Raw genomic sequence first — 20240 nt, forward strand, 5'->3', positions numbered from 1 at the left:
GTAACCATGTTCCACATCCCATCTTTTGATCCATTGGCTCAGGCAGAAGTGGTTTCTGCCGGTCAACTGCTGCGCCAGCGAGGCACGCGCCCTGACTCCGTTCTGTATCTGGACAGCGGATGTGTGGTGCTGGGCGTCAGAGGCGAGGGTCAAATGCGCCACCAGCTGGGGGTGGTGGAAGGCCCTGCCTGGCTGGACGCTGCTTTTGCCCTCACAGGCAAGCCTTGCGGCGTTGACATGGTGACTGACTCCCGTGTTCGCCTGCGCCGTATTTCGCTCAGCTCTTTTCAGAGCAGTCTGGATGCTTTGCCCGATACCGTTGCCACTTTGGTGCGTGACATGGCGCAGGGGTACTGCCAGCAAACCGAAACGGCGGTGAGCCGCTTGGCGCAAGATGCTGAAACACGCTGTGCCCAGTGGCTGCTGCGCCATGCCCAGCATGACGTGAATGGCACACTGCGCGTGACGCTGAATCAGCGCAAACGCACCATTGCAGCCCAGCTTGGGATTGCGCCAGAAACCTTCTCGCGTGTGCTGCGTCATCTGCGTGAACATGGACTGATTGCGGGTACAGGCAATGTGTTGAATTTGCCCCAGCCCAGTGCACTGCAAAGCGTGGCGGGTATCTAGAGTCTGAAAACTAGACAAGCAAGGGGCCGCAAGGCCTCTTTTGCTTTGAGGCGCTTCTCTTTTCGTGCTGTCAGTGCTTGTCTGGCAAGGGTTCCACCCGTATAGAGCGGGTGCAGCGCATGCCTATAGTGGGGCGTGAACCGAAAGATTTCTTTTGCTAAACAACCGCCTGACGGCAGCCAATCGAGCTGGTATGGATTGCGCGCGGCTGTCTGCGTGACGGTGGCACTGGTTGTGGCTGCCATGGCGTTGTGCGGGTTTTTTCTGGTGCGTGTATTTGATGCCCGTACACAGGAGCGTCTGGTTGCTTTTCAAAGTCTAGAGGCTGATTTGTGGGCGCGCATGCTGACGGCACGCGTGGAGGCACACCAGCGTTTGCTGACCTCGATTGCGCAAGGCGTACATACCAGTTTGCTGGACAAGCCCGAGGTGCTGGATGCGCTGATGCAGCAAGACGGCTCCATGCTGCGCTTGTTTGAAAGTTTGCATGTTGCGCTGCCCACGGGCTCTATCAGCAACCATGGTGCGGTGGGGGCAGTAGCGGAGGTCGATACACCGGGGCTGGATGCCTTGCGGCGCACCATTGCCGATGGAAAACCCACGGTCTCTTTTGTTCAGTCGGTAGAAGATGCACAGCACTTGCGGATGTTGCTCAGTGTGCCCATAAGGCGCACAGATGGCAGCGTCTCAGGGGCCTTGGCCGCCATAGTGAAGCTGCCTTTGGCGGCGTTGATGCCAGAGCTGGTAGAGCCCGATCAAGGACTGCAATACATGTTGCTGGACAGTGAGGGGCTGGTGCTGGCGCATTCGGATGCGACGCAGCGCTGGAAAAATGTCAGCGATGTCATGGGCGTGCATGCCAGTGACTGGAAAGCCTTGTCAAAGCCATCCTCACCCAATGCCGATACCCGCATCTGGGGCGAGTTGCTGGCCACCCGTGTGGGGCTGCCTTTGCCACAGTGGCAGGCGGTGGTGCTGAGAGACATGTCGGCAGACAAGCAAATGGACCAGGGTTTGCCACTCAAAGTCTGGGCAGGCCTGGGCGGCGGGGCGTTGTTGCTGACGCTGCTTGCGGGGTGGATGCTATGGGGCTGGTTGGCGCCATGGCCTAAGAAAACTGGGCTGAAAGTACATGGTGTGCAGGTGCAGCCAGAGCATGAAGATGTGTTTGAAGCGCAAGAGCAAGACACCAGCGCAGCACAGCCCCAGGTCATCCAGGCAGGTGCAATGGCCATGTTTGAGGGGGTACCTTCAGCCATGCTGCTGGAGCAGGATGGGCAGGTCATTGTGGCCACACCGCTGGTGGCGGTGATGTTGGGGTACTTTGGGCAGGATGCCGATCAACTCACGCTGGCGCAGCTGGTGGAAAGCCCCGGGGTCCTGTCAACGGTGCGACAAGCGCTGGAAGAGCTGGGCAGTTACGAGGGGGCGCTGCAACTGCGCAAGAAAGATGGTGACTGGGTGCTGGTCAAGGTATTGGCATGGTCGTCTTCGCAACTGCCCTCAGCCACGCTGTGGCGTTTGCATTTGCCCTGGCGCCAGCAGCGCGGCGCCCCCCTGCCTGCCGATGCACATGTCTGGCGGGACGGGCTGACGGGTTTGCCCAATCGGGAAGCTTTTATGTGGGAGCTACAGTCCTGGGTGTTTGACAGCATGCAACCTGTGAAGTCAGACCCGAGCAGTGCCATGGTGCGGGTGCCTTCACAGGGCTGTTTGCTGTTTGCAGACGTGGACCATCTGGGGATGATGAACGAAGTGACCTCCCGCGAGATGGGCAACAAGATACTGCGCCATATCGGACGCTTGCTGGCCAGCCAGACCCAGCCCCTGGGGAGTCTGGCGCGGCTGGGAGGCGATGAGTTTGCGGTGATGCTGCCGGGAATCAGCCTTGCACATGTACAAGGTCTGGGCCAGGCTTTGTGTGATGCGGTATGGCGCTGGCAGCCCAGCTGGGGCGGGGAGCGCCACTGGGTCAGCATCAGCATTGGGGTGGTGGCAGTGGATGCGCAGCGACATACCCCAGAGCAGGCGCTGCGTGCCGCCGACATGGCCTGCTACGAGGCCAAACGCCGTGGCCGCTGCCAGGTGGCAGTTGGGCAAATTACGGCGCACCCCACACTGGAGGTTTAGCGCTGCAGCGATTGCAGCACGTGTTCGGCTGTAGCCGGTGCCTGCAGCTGAACCACACCGGTTTTGCCTTGCTGCTGCCGGGCGCTGGCAATGGCATTGCGCAGTGCCTCGTACACGCTGATGGCCAGCATGAACGGTGGCTCACCCACCGCCTTGCTGCCCCCTACGTTGTCTTCGCGGTTGGGTTCGTTGAACAGCTCCACCTTGAAGTGCTCGGGGATGTCGCCCGTGGCGGGAATTTTGTAGGTGCTGGGTGCGTGCGTGGTCAGCACCCCCTTGTCGTTCCACACAAGTTGCTCGGTGGTCAGCCAGCCCATGCCCTGGATGAAGCCGCCCTCTACCTGGCCAATGTCAATGGCCGGATTGATGCTGCGCCCCGCGTCGTACAGCACGTCAATGGCCAGCACCTTGGACTCGCCAGTGAGCGTGTCAATCGCCACTTCGGTGCATGCCAGACCATAGGCAAAGTAGTAAAACGGGCGACCGGTGAGGGTGGCCTTGTCGTAATGAATCTTGGGCGTGCGGTAAAAGCCGTCGCTCCACAGCTGAATGCGGTTGGCATAAGCTTCTTTGACCACTGCATTGAAGGGCCGTGAACCGCTGGGAGAATGAATCAAACCACCTGAGAACGTGATGGCACCAGCCCCGCAATTGGCCAGGCCCGCCACAAAAGCGGCCAGGTTGTTGCGCACCTTACCTGCCGCGTACTGGGCGGCACGGCCGTTCAGATCGGTACCGCTGCTGGCAGCGGTGGCGCTGGCGTTGGGTACTTTGCTGGTGTCGCTGGCCGTTACTTGCACCTGCGACAGCGGCACCCCCAGTTCATCGGCCACGATCTGCGCGACTTTCGTGTTCAGGCCCTGGCCCATTTCGGTGCCGCCATGGTTCACCTGCACCGTGCCATCTGTGTAGACGTGTACCAGCGCGCCTGCCTGATTGAACAGGGTGGCGGTAAAGCTGATGCCGAATTTGACAGGCGTAATGGCCATGCCGCGTTGCAGGACGCTGTTTTGCGCATTCCAGGCAGAAATGGCTGCTAGCCTTTGCTGGTAGTTTGCATCCTGCTCTAACTTTTGCGTCATGGGCAGCAGGATGTTGTCTTCTACCTTCATCTGGTAGTGGGTGATGGCGCGTGGCGATGTGGCATCTGCATCGTAGTAGTTGCGGCGGCGTACCTCCAGCGGGTCCAGCCCCAGCGTGTGCGCAATGTCTCCCATGATGGTTTCAATCACGATGACGCCCTGCGGTCCGCCAAAGCCACGGAAAGCCGTGTGGCTCTGCGTGTTGAGTTTGCAGCGGTAAGAGGTGATGCTGACATCCGACAGGAAGTAGGCGTTGTCGGCGTGAAAAATGGCGCGATCGGCTACGGGGCCAGACAAGTCGGCGCTGAAGCCGCAGTGCACCGCCATTTGCAGCTTCAGGCCGGTGATCAGGCCGCTGGCATCAAAGCCGACATCCCACTCATACGAGAACGGGTGGCGCTTGCCGGTAATCATGAAGTCGTCATCACGGTCCAGCCGTAATTTGATCGGGCAGGCAAACTTGCGTGCAGCCAGTGCAGACCACACCGCCAGATGACCTGCCTGCGTCTCCTTGCCACCAAAGCCACCGCCCATTCGGCGGCACTGCACGGTGACTGCATGCGCGCCCACGCCCAGTGCGTGGGCCACCCATTCCTGCACTTCACCGGGGTGCTGGGTGCTGGAATGCACCACCCACTGGTTTTGCTCGCTGGGAATGACGTAAGCAATCTGCCCTTCCAGATAGAAGTGCTCCTGCCCGCCCACTTCCAGCGTGCCTTGCAGGCGCTGTGCGGCGCGGGCCAGACCCGCATCGGCATCACCGCGCTGCACGTGCACTGGGGGCAGTACAAAGCTCTGTTGGGCAATGGCAGTTGCGGTGTCCAGCACGGCGGGCAGCGGCGTGATGTCGGCGACCACCTTGCGTGCAGCGCGGCGCGCGGCCATCACGCTGTCTGCCACCACCAGGCCAATGACTTGGCCCACGTGCCAGACCTTGTCGAGCGCGAAAATCGGTTCATCGTGGCCAAAGGCCGCAAGGATGGGGTCGCCCGGAATGTCAGCTGTCAGCACCACGCCACGCACGCCGGGCATGCGCAGCGCTTCGCTGCTGTCTACGCCATGCAGCGTGCCGTGGGAGATGGTCGAGAGAATGGGCGCGGCGTACAGGGTGCCGCGCAGCTCGGGCACATCGTCCAGATAAGGGGCCTGACCCAGTACCTGCGCACGGGCGCTTTCATGGGTGCTGGATTGGCCGACCACGGCAGTGGCGCTGGTGGTGGTGCTCAGCACGGTAGTGACAGGGGCCTTCATGCGCAAACCTCCACGCGGATGTCTTCCAGCGATGCGCTGGTGTGGCCCTGGCTCTCCAGCCAGAAGCGCTGCACCAGACTGCCCAGCACATGGCGGCGGTAGTCGCCGCTGGCGCGCATGTCTGAGATGGGGCTGAACTCGGTCTGCAATACGGCGGCTGCAGCTTGGGCCGTAGCCTGCGTCCAGGGCTGGCCGAGCAAGGCGGCCTCTGTCTTGACTGCGCGCGCGGGTGTGGCGGCTACCCCGCCAGCGCCAATGCTGGCATGTATGACCACGCCGCCTTGCACTTGCACGTTGAGCACCAGGCACACGGCCGAGATGTCGTCGTCCTGGCGCTTGCTGATTTTGTAGGCACGCAAATAGGTGGTGTGATCGGTGGTGCCGGGCAGTGGTACATCAATGCGAGTGACCAGCTCGTCGGCGGCCATGACGTTCTGGCGGTAGCCGGTATACAGCGCCTGCAGGGGCAGGCTGCGCTCACCGCGCACGCTGGCCAGTACCACCTGGGCGTTCAGTGCAATCAGCAGCGGCATGGAGTCGCCAATCGGCGACCCATTGGCCACATTGCCACCCAGCGTGCCGCTGTTGCGCACGGGCAGTCCGGCAAAGCGCGCAGCAAATTTGTGCAGTTGCGGCCACTGGGCTTTGAGCGCGGTGAACGCTTCTTGCAGCGTGGCGGCGGCACCAATGCGCAGGTGTCCATGGGTTTGTGCAATCACTTTCAGCTCGGCAGCGGCGGTGACGTCCAGCACCATCTCGAAACGTTTGTGCTGCTTGGTCACCCACAGGCCCACATCGGTGCAGCCTGCCACCACTTGCGCCTGAGGGTGTTGTAATCGAATTTGTAGCAGCTCACGCAGACTGTGTGGGCGTTTGTAATGGTTTTGTGATTTAAAGCTATTGTCAGTAAGCGCTAGTAGCTCTAATTTTTGTAAAACCACAGGAGCGTTGACGGTCGCAGGTGGCAAGCTGGCCATTTGCTGTGCAGCATCCAAGATAGGGCGATAGCCGGTGCAGCGGCACAGGTTGCCTGACAGCGCCTCTTGCGCGCCCTGACGATCCAGTGTGCTGCCGCAGGCGTGGTTCTGGTACATGCCAAACATGCTCATCACAAAGCCCGGGGTGCAGAAGCCGCATTGCGTGCCGTGGCACTGCACCAGCGCTTCCTGAACGGGGTGCAGGTCTTTGCCCTCGGGCAGTTGGATGTCGGGGTCTTGCGCCAGATCTTCTACGGTCCACAGCGCCATGCCGTCAATGGAGTGTGCCAGTCGAATGCAGCTGTTGATGGCTTTGTAGCTCAGTTGGGGTTTGCCGCTGGCATCGCTCGTGCGTTCACCCAGCACCACGGTGCACGCGCCGCAGTCACCTTCGCCGCAGCCTTCTTTGGTGCCGGTGCAGTGCAAGTCTTCGCGCAGCACCTCCAGCAAAGTACGGTCAGGTGGAACGTTGTGCAGTGTCACGGGCTGACCACCGCGCAGAAATTGGAGAGGGCGTGAGGACATAGGCTTGCAATCTGGCGGTTTTTTGGCGATTAAGCCACTCGAACACGGGGATGGCATATAGACTTCTGTATGCAGTCTATGCGTTTAAAGCAATAAAGTCGGCGGTGGTGTCGCCGTTGACAATATGCTGCAATTTGTATACAGACGCTGTAAGCAATTTTCGTGCAAGGCTATTGATTCCTTTGAGCTGCCTTGTGATGGTTAAACTTCCTGACCTTTTTTCTTAGACCTTTTGCCGCAACATGAGCTTTTCTAACTTTTTGCGACGCGCCAAAAGCTCTCTCAATTTCTGGTCAGCACCCGTGCAGCTGGCATCTGATTCCCCTGAGTTCCATATTGACGAAGTTTCCGAGCGAGTGGCCAAGCTCCAGGCTCCCAAAGCCAAAGAGCCTGCGCAATTTCACTCTCTGGTCAAGCTGGCCCCAATCCCTGTACCGCGTGAGGTGCGCTGGGAAAGTCAGGCCATATATATGGGGGCATGGGCTGGCGTTGCAGTGCTTGCATGGGGGGGCTTTCAAGTACCTGCAGACTGGTTGCTGTGGTATGGCGCTGCCGCTGTCCTGATCTTTGCGATGCTTTTTCGCATTGAAGGTCCGCGTACACGGGCTGAGCGGCTGCAGCGTGAAGCAGAAGTGCAGCGCTGCCATGAAGCCTATTTGCAGGCAGAGGCCCATTTGAAGGCCGTGCTCAGCGAAGGCTTCAATGAGCGGATGGAAGAGCTCAACAGTATCCGTTCGACGTACGACGATGCTTGCCGCGCTCTGGGGTCGGTGGATCCGGGCAAGAACAGCAAACTGCTTGCAGCGCTTGCGAATCCGTCACGGACCGAAAAGACAGAGGAAGATGAGCTGATGGAGCAAATGTCGCAGATGGAGCGAAAGATGCTGAAGTTGGTGGATGAGCTGGAGGATTACTCTGATGTCCACAAAGTAGCGATCGATGAGGCCATCATGGCGCGCCATAACGCTCGACTGGCGTACTGGCAGGCCAAACTGGACGAAGCTGCATTAACGGGTGAAGCCGTACAGCAACATTGACAACCGAATAATCCCTGCCCTTGTGGCACCAACGTATTGGCATACTGGGTCGCATTCGCGGCCCTTATTTCTTTCATGCGAGAAGCCACGCTTTTAGAAAAAATAGATCTGCACTTGATACGCGTGCTGCACACGGTGATTGCCGAAAGCAGCGTCTCGCGTGCAGCAGTGCGTCTGGGTATGCACCAGCCGGCGGTTTCTACGGCGCTCAAGCGCTTGCGGGATTTGTCGGGGGACCCCATTCTTGTGCGCTCGGGCAGTGGCATGCAGCCCACCGATGCAGCGCTGAGCATGCTGGAGCCTGCGGCCGCCATCTTGCAAGCCGCAGAAAATTTATTTACCGAAGCGCGTGCATTTGATCCACGCGTGGCAACGCGAACCTTCCGTATTGCTGCCAGCGATTACCTGGATCCCCTGTTCCTTCCCCAACTGGTTGCGCACCTGAAAAAGCAGGCCCCGCTGTGTACGGTAGAGATCATGGCCTTGAACCATGATGTCGATTACAGCGGGCAATTGGCCCAGGGCGATGTGGATATCGTGATCGGCAACTGGCCCCAGCCCCCGGCTGAGCTGCGCATGGCGCAGCTGTTTGCCGATGACACGGTATGTCTGGTCAGCCACAAGCACCCGGCAGTGCGCCGGGGCTGGAAGGCCAAAGAGTGGCTGGATGCTGAGCACATTGCGCCGATGCCGACCCACCCTGGCGCTAAAGGCGTCATTGACGAGGCGCTGAATGCACTGAATCTGCGTCGCAACATTGCGGTGCGCTGTGCGCACTTTGGCTTGATGCCTCAAATGGTGGCATCGAGCTTGCTTGTGCTGACGACAGGCCGGCAATTTTGTGAGCGCTATGCAGCGCAGCTGCCGCTGGCAATTTTGCCGCCCCCAATTGCGCTGCCGCAAATGCGCTACTACCAGCTGTGGCACGACCGTACGCACCACTCCAGTGCTGGTGTCTGGCTGCGAGAAGCTGTAAAGAATACTGCCATGAAGCTATAAAAAATATAGCTATTAAATTAAGCCAAATCTGCTTCTGAGTAGGTTTTTCACAAGATTTATTGAAACTGAAACAATCTCGCGCATGAATTCCCCTCAATCCATCCCCACGCCCGGTGCCGTGCCACCGCGCTTGCAGCTGGTGGGCATTACCAAGCGATACCCGGCCGTGGTGGCCAATGACGGGGTATCGCTGACGGTGCAACCCGGTGAAGTGCACGCCGTACTGGGTGAAAACGGCGCAGGCAAGTCCACGTTGATGAAGATCATCTATGGCACGGTCAAGCCTGATGAAGGCCAGGTGCTGTTTGATGGCAAGCCCGTCAATATCCGCAATCCCCAAGAGGCACGCCAATACGGTATTGCGATGGTGTTCCAGCACTTCAGCCTGTTTGACACGCTGACCGTTGCTGAGAATGTCTGGCTGGGCCTGGACAAGCGCATGTCTTTGGCTGAGGTCACAGCACGCATCGAATCCAAGGGCGCTGAATACGGCATGGATATTGATCCCTTGCGCCCTGTGCACACCCTGTCTGTGGGCGAGATGCAGCGTGTGGAAATTATTCGTGCCCTGCTGACTGACCCGCGTGTATTAATCCTGGATGAGCCAACGTCCGTGCTCACACCGCAAGCGGTGGACAAGTTGTTTGTGGTGCTCAAGAAGCTGGCCTCGCAAGGCTGCTCTATCTTGTACATCAGCCACAAGCTGCACGAAATTCGCGAGCTGTGCACCGCCTGTACCGTGCTGCGTGGCGGCAAGGTCACGGGTTACTGCAATCCACAAGAAGAAACGAATGCCTCGCTGTCGCGACTGATGATTGGTGCCGAGCCACCAGCGCTGCAGTACCGTGAAGTAAAGACCGGCAGCGTTGTGCTGCATGTCAATGGTCTGAGCCTCAAAAAGCAGGACCAGTTCGGCGTGGACCTGATCGACATGCGGTTTGAAGTGCGCGCTGGCGAGGTGCTGGGCATTGCCGGAGTCTCGGGCAATGGCCAGCGCGAGCTGCTCTATGCGTTGTCAGGCGAAGACACGCGAGCAGCGGCACACATGATCGAGGTGGCTGGCAAAGCTGCAGGGCGCCTGAACCCCAGGCAGCGCCGCCAGCTGGGCCTGCACTTTGTGCCAGAAGAGCGCCTGGGCCGTGGTGCCGTGCCCACCATGGGGCTGGCACACAACATGCTGCTGACGCGTGATGACGCGGTGGGCAGGGGCGGCTGGCTGAACATTGGCAAGCTGCAGGTGCATGCGGCAGACATCATCCGCCGTTTTGGTGTCAAGGCAGGAGGGCCGAACGCGCCGGCCAAGTCGCTCTCCGGCGGTAACCTGCAAAAGTTCATTGTGGGCCGGGAAATTGATGCAAAGCCCAAGCTTTTGATTGTCTCGCAGCCCACATGGGGCGTAGATGTAGGGGCCGCAGCGCAGATTCGTGGTGAGATTTTGGCGCTGCGCGACGCTGGCTGTGCGGTGCTGGTGCTCAGCGAAGAGCTGGACGAGTTGTTTGAAATCAGTGACCGTTTACACGTGGTAGCCAAGGGGCAGTTGAGCCCCTCGCTGCAGCGTGCAGATGCCACGCTGCAGTTAGTGGGTGAATGGATGAGCGGTTTGTGGAATGCCGATGTGCAGCAGCACCTGGCCCAGGTTGAAGCAGAAAACGGAGGCACGCAGCATGTTTAAGCTCGAACCCCGTCCTCAGGTCTCCAAATTCTGGACCTATGGCGCACCCGTCCTGGCGCTGTTGATCACGGTGGCGATAGGTGTGATGTTGTTCATTGCTCTGGGCAAAGACCCGGTCAACGGCCTGCAGGCATTTTTCTGGGAACCTATCAAAACGAGCTATGCCCTGGGCGAGCTGGTGATGAAGGCCACGCCTTTGCTGCTGATTGCGCTGGGCTTGTCGGTCTGCTTTCGCTCCAACATCTGGAACATTGGCGCAGAGGGGCAGTTTGTCATTGGTGCTGTCACGGCAGGCGGCGTAGCGCTGCTGGCAGACAAAAGCACCGGTCCCTGGATTGTTCCGGCCATTTTGCTGGCCGGAGTATTGGGTGGCATGTTCTGGGCAGGCATCGTGGCATTTTTGCGCGACAAGTTCAACGCCAATGAAATCTTGGTCAGCCTGATGCTGGTGTACGTCGGTACGCTGGTGCTGGGCTACCTGGTCTATGGCCCCTGGAAGGACCCCATGGGCTACAACTTCCCGCAGTCCAAGGCATTTGAGCGCGTGACGCAGATTCCCAAGCTGATTGAAGGCACCCGCGTGCACATTGGCACGCTGCTGTCGTTGCTCGGTGTGGCTGCACTGTGGGTGTTTTTGTTTCGCACCAAGGCCGGCTTTGCCCAGCAAGTGGGCGGTATGGCACCTGCAGCTGCACGCTACGCAGGCTTTTCGTCGCGCCGCGCGCTGTGGACGGCGTTGCTGATCTCTGGCGGCACTGCCGGCTTGGCGGGTGCGCTGGAAGTGGCAGGCCCCATTGGGCAACTGACCCCATATGTACCTGCCGGCTATGGCTTTGCCGCCATCATCGTGGCCTTTGTCGGCCGTCTGCATCCTGTTGGCATGATCTTTTCGGCAATTTTGATGAGCATGTTCTATATCGGTGGCGAGCTGGCGCAGTCGCGTTTGGGCTTGCCGAAATCTTTGACTGGCGTATTCCAGGGGCTGTTGCTGTTTACGCTGCTGGCTTGCGATACCTTGATTGCCTATCGTGTCCGCTGGGTAGCCGCTAAACCTGCAGTGAAGGGAGCACCGTAATGGATGCGTATGCATTGCTGTTTGCTTCAACGCTGAGCGCTGGCACCGTGCTGGCCTTGGCTGCGATGGGGCTGCTTATCAATGAAAAAGCGGGTGTGATCAATCTGGGTGCTGAAGGCATGATGCTGTGCGCAGCGCTGGCCGGTTTTGCTGCCGTGGTACATACCGGCAGCACGTGGATAGGTTTTCTGGCAGGGATGGGCGCTGGTGCTTTGCTGGCAGCCATCTTTGGCGTGCTGGTCATCTGGCTCAATACCAACCAGTCGGCCACCGGCTTGGCTCTGAGCCTGTTTGGCGCAGGATTTTCGGCATTCGCTGGGTTGAACTATGTTCAGGCCAAGATGCCAGAGTCGCCCAAGTATGCGATTCCCTATCTGGCTGATCTGCCTGTGGTGGGCCCTGCCTTGTTTCGCCACCATCCCCTGGTGTACGGGGCCATCATCATTGCGGCGCTGCTGGTGTATTTCCTGTATCGCACGCGTGCGGGCCTGGTCTTGCGCTCGGTGGGTGAGTCGCCAGAGTCTGCCCATGCGCTGGGCTACAACGTGCGCATGATCCGCCTGGGCGCTGTCATGGCCGGCGGCGCACTGTGCGGTCTGGCAGGCGCTTACGTGTCAACGGTCTATACGCCTTTGTGGGTGGAGGGCATGGTGGCTGGCCGCGGCTGGATTGCCTTGGCTCTGACCACTTTCGCCACATGGCGGCCAACGCGAATCTTGCTGGGTGCCTACTTGTTTGGTGGCGTGACCATGTTGCAATTTCACCTGCAGGCCTCGGGCGTACACATTGCCAGCCAGCTGCTGAGCATGCTGCCTTATGTGGCGACCATCGTCGTTTTGGTGCTGATTTCGCGCAATCCTGCATGGATTCGTGCGAATATGCCGGCTTCGCTTGGAAAGCCGTTTTACCCGGGCTCTTAAACAGAGCTGACAACCATGACGCTGTGCTCTGGCAAAGGGCACGCAAAGCGCAAGGCGGGCTTTTCAGGTCCGCCTTTTTTATATCCATGTCGAGGAAACACACATGTCCCAACTGCACAAACGCACCGTGTTGAAGATGGTGGCCCTGTCGGCCATCACCATTGCCACTTTGGCCGCTTGCGGCAAGAAAGAAGAAGCCGCTCCTGCTCCCGCTGCAGCACCTGCTGCAGATGCTGCTGCCAAGAGCGAACCGCTGAAGGTTGGCTTTGTGTACGTCAGCCCCATTGGGGACGGCGGCTGGACATTCCAGCACGAGCTGGGCCGCAAGGCGGTGCAAGACAAGTTTGGTGACAAGGTCGCGACCTCGTTTGTGGAAAGCGTGGCTGAAGGTCCAGACTCCGAACGCGTCATGCGTGACATGGCTGCGCAAGGCAGCAAGCTGATTTTTGCAACCAGCTTTGGCTACCAGGAGTATGTGCAGAAACTGTCCCCTGAGCTGCCAGAAGTGAACTTCCAGCACGCAACGGGCTACAAGCAGTCTGCAAACAGCTCGACCTACGACGCCAAGACCTTTGAAGGCGCGTACATGGCCGGTATCGTGGCCGGTGCCATGAGCAAAACCAAGACCATTGGTGTCGTCGCTTCTGTGCCAATCCCTGAGGTGGTGCGCAACATCAACTCATTTGTTCTGGGTGCGCAAAGCGTCGATCCCACGATCAAGGCCAAAGTGGTGTGGGTGAACTCCTGGTTCAGCCCACCCCAAGAAGCAGAAGCGGCCACCAGCCTGATCAACGGCGGTGTGGACGTGATGTACCAAAACACCAACTCTCCTGCAGTGCTCAAGACAGCAGAAGAGCGCGGCGTGTACGCCTTTGGCAAGGACGGCGACATGAGCGCCTACGCACCCAAGGCTCACCTGGGCTCTGCCGTGATTGACTGGGCGCCTTACTACACCAAGGTGGTGCAAGATGCGCTGGACGGCAAGGTAGAAAACGGTCAGAACTTCTGGTGGGGCGTCAAGGAAGGCGCGATGGATCTGGTGAAGATCTCTGACGATGTCCCGCAAGAGATCAAAGACAAGGTTGCCGAAGTGCGCAAGGGCCTGAAGGACGGCACATTCCAGATCTGGAAGGGCCCTTTGAAGGACAACACAGGCAAGGAATTGCTGGCCGATGGTCAAGTGGCTGATATGCCCTTCATCACCAGCATCAAGTTCTATGTGAATGGCATTGAAGGCAACGTGCCCGGCGCAGGCAAGTAAATTTGCTTCATCACAAGGGCGAGCTGCCCTTGCGTGATACCAGGGCCTCCCGTTGAACGGAGGCCTTTTTTGTGGCTCAGGCGCGCATGGAAAGTGTCTGCGCTATACCCCCATTGCGTATGAAATGGCATGCATCTTGCGATTGAGCATGAATGCAACGCCGCAGCCTGCAGCCGCACGTGAATTGACCGGTTGTGAAACAGCAGCGCTAGGATGTGCCTGTTTCGTAAAAGCGCAGCTGTTTTATGCAACCATCACGCCTTTGGCAGTGGTTGCTTGAAGTGCTGGCTCAAAAGGCTGGGCGCAGGTGTTGCTGCAATGGTTTGCTTACTCCCCGATCCAAAAGGATGATTCATGACTGATCTGAACAAACGTTCCATGTTCAAGCTGGCAGCTATTTCGGCGTTGACCGTGACTGCTTTGGCTGCTTGCGGTAAGAAAGATGAACCTGCTCCAGCGCCTGCCGCAGCCCCCGCTGTAGAGGCCCCCGCCAAGGCTGAGCCGCTGAAGATTGCTTTTGCTTATGTCGGCCCTGTGGGTGATGGTGGCTGGAGCTTTGCGCACGATACGGCGCGCAAGAAATTGCAGGAAGTCATGGGTGACAAGATCGTCACTTCCTATGTGGAAAGCGTGCCCGAAGGCCCCGATGCCGAACGCGTGCTGCGCGATCTGGCCAGCCAGGGCAACAAGGTGGTTTTTGGCACAACGTTTGGCTACATGGACTCCATCCAGAAGATTGCGCCAGATTTCAAAGATGTCAAATTCGAGCACGCCACCGGCTACAAAACGGCTGACAACGTGCGCACCTATGACAGCCGTACCTACGAAGGCGCTTACATGGCGGGCGTCATTGCCGGTGGCATGACCAAGACCAACACCTTGGGCATCGTCGGTTCCGTGCCAATTCCTGAGGTGATTCGCAACATCAACTCCTTCACGATGGGTGCCCAGTCGGTCAACCCCAACATCACGACCAAGGTGGTGTGGGTGAACGAATGGTTCAGCCCTCCCAAGGAAACAGAAGCAGCCACCAGCCTGATCAACGGTGGCGCCGACATCCTGTTCCAGAACACCGACTCGCCTGCCGTGCTCAAGACCGCTGAAGAAAAGGGCAAACGCGCTTTTGGCTGGGATTCGGACATGACCGCCTACGGCCCTAAAGCCCACCTGGGCTCGGCCATCATTGACTGGTCGCCTTACTACATCAAGGCCACCAACGACGTGCTCAACGGCACGTGGACCTCGGGTCGTGCATGGTGGGGTGTGCAAGAAGGTGCCATTGACCTGGTATCGCTGGCTGACGACATTCCTGCCGAGCTGAAGGCCAAGGTTGATGAAGTGAAGGCTGGCTTGAAGTCTGGTTCGTTCAAGATCTGGAAGGGTCCGCTCGCATCTAACGATGGCAAGGAAGTTTTGGCCGACGGCGCTGTGGCTGACGATGCCTTCCTGTCTGGCGTGAACTTCTACATCAAGGGCGTAGAAGGCAAGGTTCCCGGCCAGTAAGCCATCACCAACGAGCCTCTGACTGGCTCGGTTATTGCAAGGGCAGCCTGTGGGCTGCCCTTTTTTTTGGAAAGATCGCGGTCTATGAAAACAACTGTGACAGTGATCCCCATGATGGAAAAAACCCAATGGCATCCCGTAGCCCTTTCGAGCGATGTGCAGCAAGGCCCTGTGGGCGTGCGTTTGCTCGATGAAGATCTGGTGCTGTGGCGCGATGCCGAGGGTGTGGCCAACGCTTTTGTGGACCGCTGCCCGCACCGGGGTGCACGCCTGTCGCTGGGCCGTGTCAATGAGGGCAACCTGGAGTGCCCCTACCACGGCTGGCAATTTGCCGACAGTGGCCAGTGCGTGAAAGTGCCTGCTGTGCCCAGCTTCACGCCTCCACCCCAGCATTGCGTCAAATCGTTTGGTGTGCAGGAAGCCTGCGGCCTGATCTGGGTGCAGTTGCAGGCCGCTGATGTGCCCCTGCCTGCGTTTGAAGCCGAAGGCGATGCGCGCCTGCGCAAAGTCAGCTGCGGCCCTTACGACGTGGCTGCCAGCGCACCGCGCATCATTGAAAACTTTCTGGACATGTCGCACTTTGGATTCGTGCACGAAGGCTGGCTGGGCAGCCGCGATGCGACGGAGATGTCGCCCTACAACGTAGAAAACACGGCGTTCGGAGTCAAGGCCACCAATTGCAAGGCGGTGCAGCCGCTGTCCAATTTGCACTCCACCAAGCCGGCGCAAGTGCACTACACCTACGAAGTCACGGGGCCTTACACCGCGCTGCTGACCAAGATTCCCGAAGAAGGTACGACCAAGGACGGCTGGCGCGAAGCCATTGGTCTGTTCATCTGCCCCATCACGCCAGAGAGCAGCCGCGTGTGGTTCCGTCTGGCCGTGGCAGACTTTGAATCGAGCGACGAGCAGTTGCAAGCTTTTCAGCACACCATCTTCACGCAGGACCAGCCGGTGCTGGAGTCGCAATTGCCCAAGCCTTTGCCGCTGGACCCGCGCGCAGAGCTGCATTCCTCGGCAGACCGCATGTCGGCTGCTTACCGCCGCTACCTGAAAGCCAGCGGCGTCACTTTCGGAGTTTGTTGATGACCTACGCAGTGCCCTCCACGGTTTCCCGCATTCCGGCCGATTGCCTGCCTGCGCTGCTGCGCGCCATGCCCAAGGCAGAGCTGCACATGCACATCGAAGGCTCGCTGGAGCCCGAGCTGATCTTTGCGCTGGCCCAGCGCAATGGTGTGCAGCTGCCGTATGCCGATGTGGAGGCGCTGCGTGCGGCCTACGCCTTCACCGATCTGCAAAGTTTTCTGGACATCTACTACGCCGGGGCCAGCGTTTTGCTGCAAGAGCAAGACTTCTACGACATGGCCATGGCGTACCTCCAGCGTGCCGCTGCTGACCACGTGGTGCGTGCAGAAATCTTTTTTGACCCGCAAACCCACACCGAGCGCGGCGTGGCCATGGAGACCGTGATTCATGGCCTTGCGCGCGCCTGCAAGGACGCTCAGGCCCAGTGGGGCATCAGCGCTGGACTGATCCTGAGCTTTCTGCGCCACCTCAGTGAAGAGGCCGCCTTTGACACCCTGCATGCCGCGCTGCCTTATCGGGAGCACTTCATCGGTATCGGGCTGGACAGCTCAGAGGTGGGTAACCCGCCAGAGAAGTTTGCGCGTGTGTTTGAGCAGTGCAAGGCGCTGGGCTTTCACCTGGTGGCCCATGCGGGCGAAGAAGGGCCTCCGGCTTATGTCTGGAGCGCTTTGAACGTGCTGCAGGTACAGCGCATTGACCACGGCGTGCAGTCAGAAAAAGACTGGGATCTGATGCAGCGCCTGGCAGATACGCGCATGCCGCTGACGGTATGCCCGCTGTCTAACCAGAAGCTGTGCGTCTTTCCCGACCTGCGCGACCACAATCTGCCGCGCATGCTGGCCGCTGGGCTGAACGTGACGGTCAACTCAGACGATCCGGCCTACTTTGGTGGCTACGTCAACGAGAACTACCTGCAAGTCTTTGCGGCCACCGGGATGGGCGCTGAGCAGGCCTACCAGTTGGCCCGCAACAGTCTGGAGGCCACCTTTGCCAGCCCAGAGCAGCAAGCCTTGTGGGTGCAGCAGCTTGATGCCTGCTTTGAGAGCATGGCTGCATAAAGAATAGCTGCTAACGTATGCTGGTAAAGGTTTTTCGATAGTTTTATATCTGAAGCATTTGCTGTGTAAGCGTTAGCAGCTACTTTTTTTAAATCAAAGACACCCAGGTCTAAGCCTGCAGCGCTGCCTTCAGTTGCTCTGCGTAGGCTTGCAGCATCTGCATGCCCGGCTCTTTGCGTGGCCAGGCAAGTGCCATGCCATCGCCTTCATGGCGCGGCAGCACATGCATGTGAAAGTGAAAAACCGTCTGCCCGCCCGCTGCGCCATTGGCCTGAAAGAGGGTGATGCCATCGGGGTCAAACGCCGCTTGTGCGGCCACGGCTACGCGCTGTGCGGTCTGCATGATGGCGGCGGCTTCTTCGGCTGTTAGCTCCAGCACGGTCACCGCGTGGCGCTTGCTGGCGACCAGCACATGGCCCGGGTTGACCTGACCGATGTCCATGAACGCCACGGTTAGCGCATCTTCATAAATTTTTGCCGCTGGAATCTCTCCCGCCGCGATCTTGCAAAAAATGCAGTGACCGGGTGGGGATGTGTCAATAAACATGGGCATGGCAATTTGTCTCCTGCAGTAAATGGCTGCCATCGTAGGCAGACCGGCCGCTGACCGCCAGTCTGGTTAGTCCGAACGCAGCAAAGGCTACTGAGCAGCGCTAGAATTCGCCCCTTCGCAAGCTGGTTGCTCCATTGGCTTGTGTTTTTCATTTCGGAGCCATGTAGAGGAAAATCAGTGCACCAGCTTGCACAGGCTTGAACTGCGAATTCTCCTCAAGTCTTTGATTTTTCAGGTTTGCAAGTCCAATCTAGTGCAAGCCCATACAATCCAAATCTTCGAAAAACTGTCACCAGAACTGTCACAGAAATGTACGGGGTCTCGCTGTGACAGGCTGCTCAGGAGATTGGCATGGCCACCACTCACGGTCAAATTTTTGCAGACCTCGCACCCGGTAAGTTCACTCGCGTAGCCAAGGTAGTGCCCTCTGGTTCACTTGAAGCCCGGCGTATGGCGGGTGATGTCGTGATGTTCTACTGGCGCTACACGTACGAGAACAACAGTTCACGCGAAGTGATCGGCGTTTGGGACTCCAAAGCAAAGCCCAAGGATCTGAAGCCTACTGCGCGTGGCTACTCTGTCTTAGCCGCGCAGGAAGCTGCCCGCGAGATGGCAGCGCTGCACCGCTCCAACCTTGATGCTGGTGGCTACGCAGCGGTCATGGCCAAGCGCAAAGCCGAGCAACAAAAAGCCAAGCAGGATAAGCAAAACTTGTCGGCATTCACACTTCAAGCGCTCCTCACTGACTATGTCCACTGGCTGGGCGCGAATGGCAAGGTTTCCGAAGGCAAGGTACGGACCCAGTTCAAGCTGCACGTCATCAATGCCTGGCCAGAGCTGGCGGCACTTCCGGCCAATGAGGTGACGGAAGAACAGATTGCGGACATTCTGCGCAAGATGATTGAAGCGGGAAAGGTCACCACAGCATGGGGCCTGCGCAAGATGCTGCGCGCTGCATTTCAGATGGCCCGTGAAGCCAAAACAAACCCTGCTGTGCCTATCAAGTTCAAGGACTATGCGCTGAAGTTCAACCCTGTCAACGATGTGAAAGTGGTGGGCGGTGGCGGGGCCGACATGAATCCACTGTCTGGCGCGGAGATGCATGCGTACTGGCAGGCAATAAAGCAATTGGACACCCAGCAGGGCGCAGTTCTGCGCCTTCACCTTCTGACCGGCGGCCAGCGCCTTGAGCAATTGCGTGCGCTAAAAACAGTTGACGTTCACGCTGCGCACATTGTTTTATGGGATGGCAAGGGAAAGGTCGGCACTGCGCCTCGGCAGCATCTTGTGCCCCTGATCCCAGAGGCCAAGCGTGCCTTGGAAATGTGCAATCCAACGGGTGACTACGCGCTAAGTGTCAAAGACGGTGAACCGTTGGGCAATAACACCATACGCCTTTGGGCTCAAAAACTGCCTGGCAATCAGAGCTTTAAACCCAAGCGTGTTCGCTCTGGTGTTGAAACACTTCTTGCTAGCCTTGGGGTGTCGAAAGAAATCCGCTGGCGGCTGCAAAGCCACGGCATTTCTGGTGTTCAAGACAGGCACTACAACGCCTATGAATACATGAAAGAAAAGGAGGAAGCACTGTCACTCCTCTTCAAGTACCTTGAAGGATCTAATTCACCACGCCTTTCTGGTTAGCCACTTATTGCTTTACATGTCGACCAAGGATGCGCCGGAAAGAAATTGCGGTTTATTTATTATCATCTAAAGGTTGTTTTTTGAAAAAATCACACTTAAGTTGTTTTTTTCATAAAATCATTCTTAGGTGATTTTTTGATAATATTACTTAAATGTGATTTTTTAGAGGTGAAAGATGGACTTCGTTCTGGCATTTCCCGAGCAATTAGGGATTCATATGAAGTCTCTGCGCAAGGCGGCTGGCTTAAGTCAAGCAGGTTTGGCAGAGTTGCTCGGAGTCACCCAGTCTAGGGTTGCAGCTATTGAAAAAGATCCCTCTGCCATTAGCGTTGGGCAATTTCTTGCAATTTTGAAATTGCTAAACGCAGAGCTTGTGGTACGGCTGAAAACTGACGGGAGAATTTTGTCTCCTAAGGTTTGGAATCAGTTGCAGAAACATAGAGATGAGGGTATAGGCCAGAAGCTTGGTATGACTACTGTGGCAGAGCCAAAACAGGAAGAGGCTAAGCCAGCAGCTTCGGTGATGCCATTGGGGGCAAATCTCATGGACGAAAAAGGAAACATCGTGCCACGTCCGGTAAGCGGGTCAGTTGCAACGCCTAAGTCGAGGGGAATGACAGGAGTTTTGCCACCGCAGCTGCTTGAGCAACTGAAGAAGCAGGGCCTCATGGATGAAAAAGGAAACATCGTGCCACGTCCGATAAGTGGGTCAGTTGCAGTGCCTAAGCCGAGGGGAATGACAGGAGTTTTGCCACCGCAGCTGCTTGAGCAACTGAAGAAGCAGGGCCTCATGGATGAAAAAGGAAACATCGTGCCACGTCCGATAAGTGGGTCAGTTGC

At 58.1% G+C, this 20240-nt stretch carries 16 protein-coding genes; 13 read left to right on the top strand and 3 right to left on the bottom strand.

Annotated features, from left to right (window positions below; translation table 11 throughout):
• Window positions 1–6: 6 nt before the first annotated feature.
• Together H9646_RS11735 and H9646_RS18640 are read left to right on the top strand one after the other, a co-directional pair.
• The gene (locus tag H9646_RS11735) at window positions 7–630 is read left to right on the top strand and encodes a Crp/Fnr family transcriptional regulator (protein ID WP_191723686.1); all 624 of its coding nucleotides are present in this window, start codon (window positions 7–9) and stop codon (window positions 628–630) included.
• Window positions 631–765: 135 nt separating this feature from the next.
• Entirely contained in the window at window positions 766–2760 is a 1995-nt protein-coding gene (locus tag H9646_RS18640) for a sensor domain-containing diguanylate cyclase (protein WP_191723546.1), read from the top strand.
• Here H9646_RS18640 and xdhB read toward each other — a convergent pair.
• Both xdhB and xdhA read right to left on the bottom strand, forming a co-directional pair.
• The gene (gene xdhB / locus H9646_RS11745) at window positions 2757–5093 is read right to left on the bottom strand and encodes a xanthine dehydrogenase molybdopterin binding subunit (RefSeq protein WP_191723547.1); all 2337 of its coding nucleotides are present in this window, start codon (window positions 5091–5093) and stop codon (window positions 2757–2759) included. The genes H9646_RS18640 and xdhB overlap by 4 nt on opposite strands.
• Window positions 5090–6595: a xanthine dehydrogenase small subunit gene (gene xdhA / locus H9646_RS11750; protein WP_191723548.1), complete on the bottom strand. Its 1506-nt coding sequence runs from the start codon at window positions 6593–6595 to the stop codon at window positions 5090–5092. The genes xdhB and xdhA overlap by 4 nt, the downstream gene beginning before the upstream one ends.
• Window positions 6596–6837: 242 nt before the next feature.
• On the opposite strand from xdhA, the gene H9646_RS11755 reads away from it, so the two are divergent.
• From H9646_RS11755 to H9646_RS11795, 9 genes are all read left to right on the top strand, one after another.
• Window positions 6838–7632, top strand: a complete 795-nt coding sequence (locus H9646_RS11755; protein ID WP_191723549.1) for a hypothetical protein — start codon at window positions 6838–6840, stop codon at window positions 7630–7632.
• A gap of 75 nt (window positions 7633–7707) precedes the next feature.
• Window positions 7708–8631, top strand: a complete 924-nt coding sequence (locus tag H9646_RS11760) for a LysR family transcriptional regulator (RefSeq protein WP_191723550.1) — start codon at window positions 7708–7710, stop codon at window positions 8629–8631.
• 82 nt (window positions 8632–8713) lie between these two features.
• Entirely contained in the window at window positions 8714–10303 is a 1590-nt protein-coding gene (locus H9646_RS11765) for an ABC transporter ATP-binding protein (protein WP_191723551.1), read from the top strand.
• Complete coding sequence (locus H9646_RS11770; protein ID WP_191723552.1) at window positions 10296–11378, top strand: ABC transporter permease; 1083 nt, start codon at window positions 10296–10298, stop codon at window positions 11376–11378. Before H9646_RS11765 ends, H9646_RS11770 begins: the two co-directional genes overlap by 8 nt.
• Window positions 11378–12298 (top strand): ABC transporter permease, encoded by a 921-nt coding sequence (locus H9646_RS11775; protein WP_191723553.1) that lies wholly within the window; start codon window positions 11378–11380, stop codon window positions 12296–12298. The genes H9646_RS11770 and H9646_RS11775 overlap by 1 nt, the downstream gene beginning before the upstream one ends.
• Window positions 12299–12401: 103 nt before the next feature.
• Window positions 12402–13559 carry a BMP family ABC transporter substrate-binding protein gene (locus H9646_RS11780; protein WP_191723554.1) on the top strand — a complete coding sequence of 386 codons (1158 nt, stop codon included), beginning with the start codon at window positions 12402–12404 and terminating at the stop codon, window positions 13557–13559.
• Between the two features lie 354 nt (window positions 13560–13913).
• Window positions 13914–15062 (top strand): BMP family ABC transporter substrate-binding protein, encoded by a 1149-nt coding sequence (locus H9646_RS11785; RefSeq protein WP_191723555.1) that lies wholly within the window; start codon window positions 13914–13916, stop codon window positions 15060–15062.
• A 111-nt stretch (window positions 15063–15173) separates the two neighbouring features.
• Window positions 15174–16148 carry an aromatic ring-hydroxylating dioxygenase subunit alpha gene (locus tag H9646_RS11790; protein ID WP_191723687.1) on the top strand — a complete coding sequence of 325 codons (975 nt, stop codon included), beginning with the start codon at window positions 15174–15176 and terminating at the stop codon, window positions 16146–16148.
• Entirely contained in the window at window positions 16148–17206 is a 1059-nt protein-coding gene (locus tag H9646_RS11795; RefSeq protein ID WP_191723556.1) for an adenosine deaminase, read from the top strand. The genes H9646_RS11790 and H9646_RS11795 overlap by 1 nt, the downstream gene beginning before the upstream one ends.
• Before the next feature lie 109 nt (window positions 17207–17315).
• On the opposite strand, the gene H9646_RS11800 is transcribed toward H9646_RS11795, so the two are convergent.
• Window positions 17316–17759 (bottom strand): HIT family protein, encoded by a 444-nt coding sequence (locus H9646_RS11800; protein WP_191723557.1) that lies wholly within the window; start codon window positions 17757–17759, stop codon window positions 17316–17318.
• A gap of 660 nt (window positions 17760–18419) precedes the next feature.
• Between H9646_RS11800 and H9646_RS11805 the strand changes: the two genes are divergently transcribed.
• Together H9646_RS11805 and H9646_RS11810 are read left to right on the top strand one after the other, a co-directional pair.
• Window positions 18420–19400: a site-specific integrase gene (locus H9646_RS11805; RefSeq protein ID WP_191723558.1), complete on the top strand. Its 981-nt coding sequence runs from the start codon at window positions 18420–18422 to the stop codon at window positions 19398–19400.
• Window positions 19401–19575: 175 nt separating this feature from the next.
• Window positions 19576–20240: helix-turn-helix domain-containing protein (locus H9646_RS11810; RefSeq protein ID WP_191723559.1), on the top strand; the 665-nt coding region annotated here is incomplete at its 3' end.

Origin of the sequence: Comamonas avium, assembly GCF_014836675.1 — a bacterium.
GTDB classification, from domain to species: Bacteria; Pseudomonadota; Gammaproteobacteria; order Burkholderiales; family Burkholderiaceae_C; genus Comamonas; species Comamonas avium.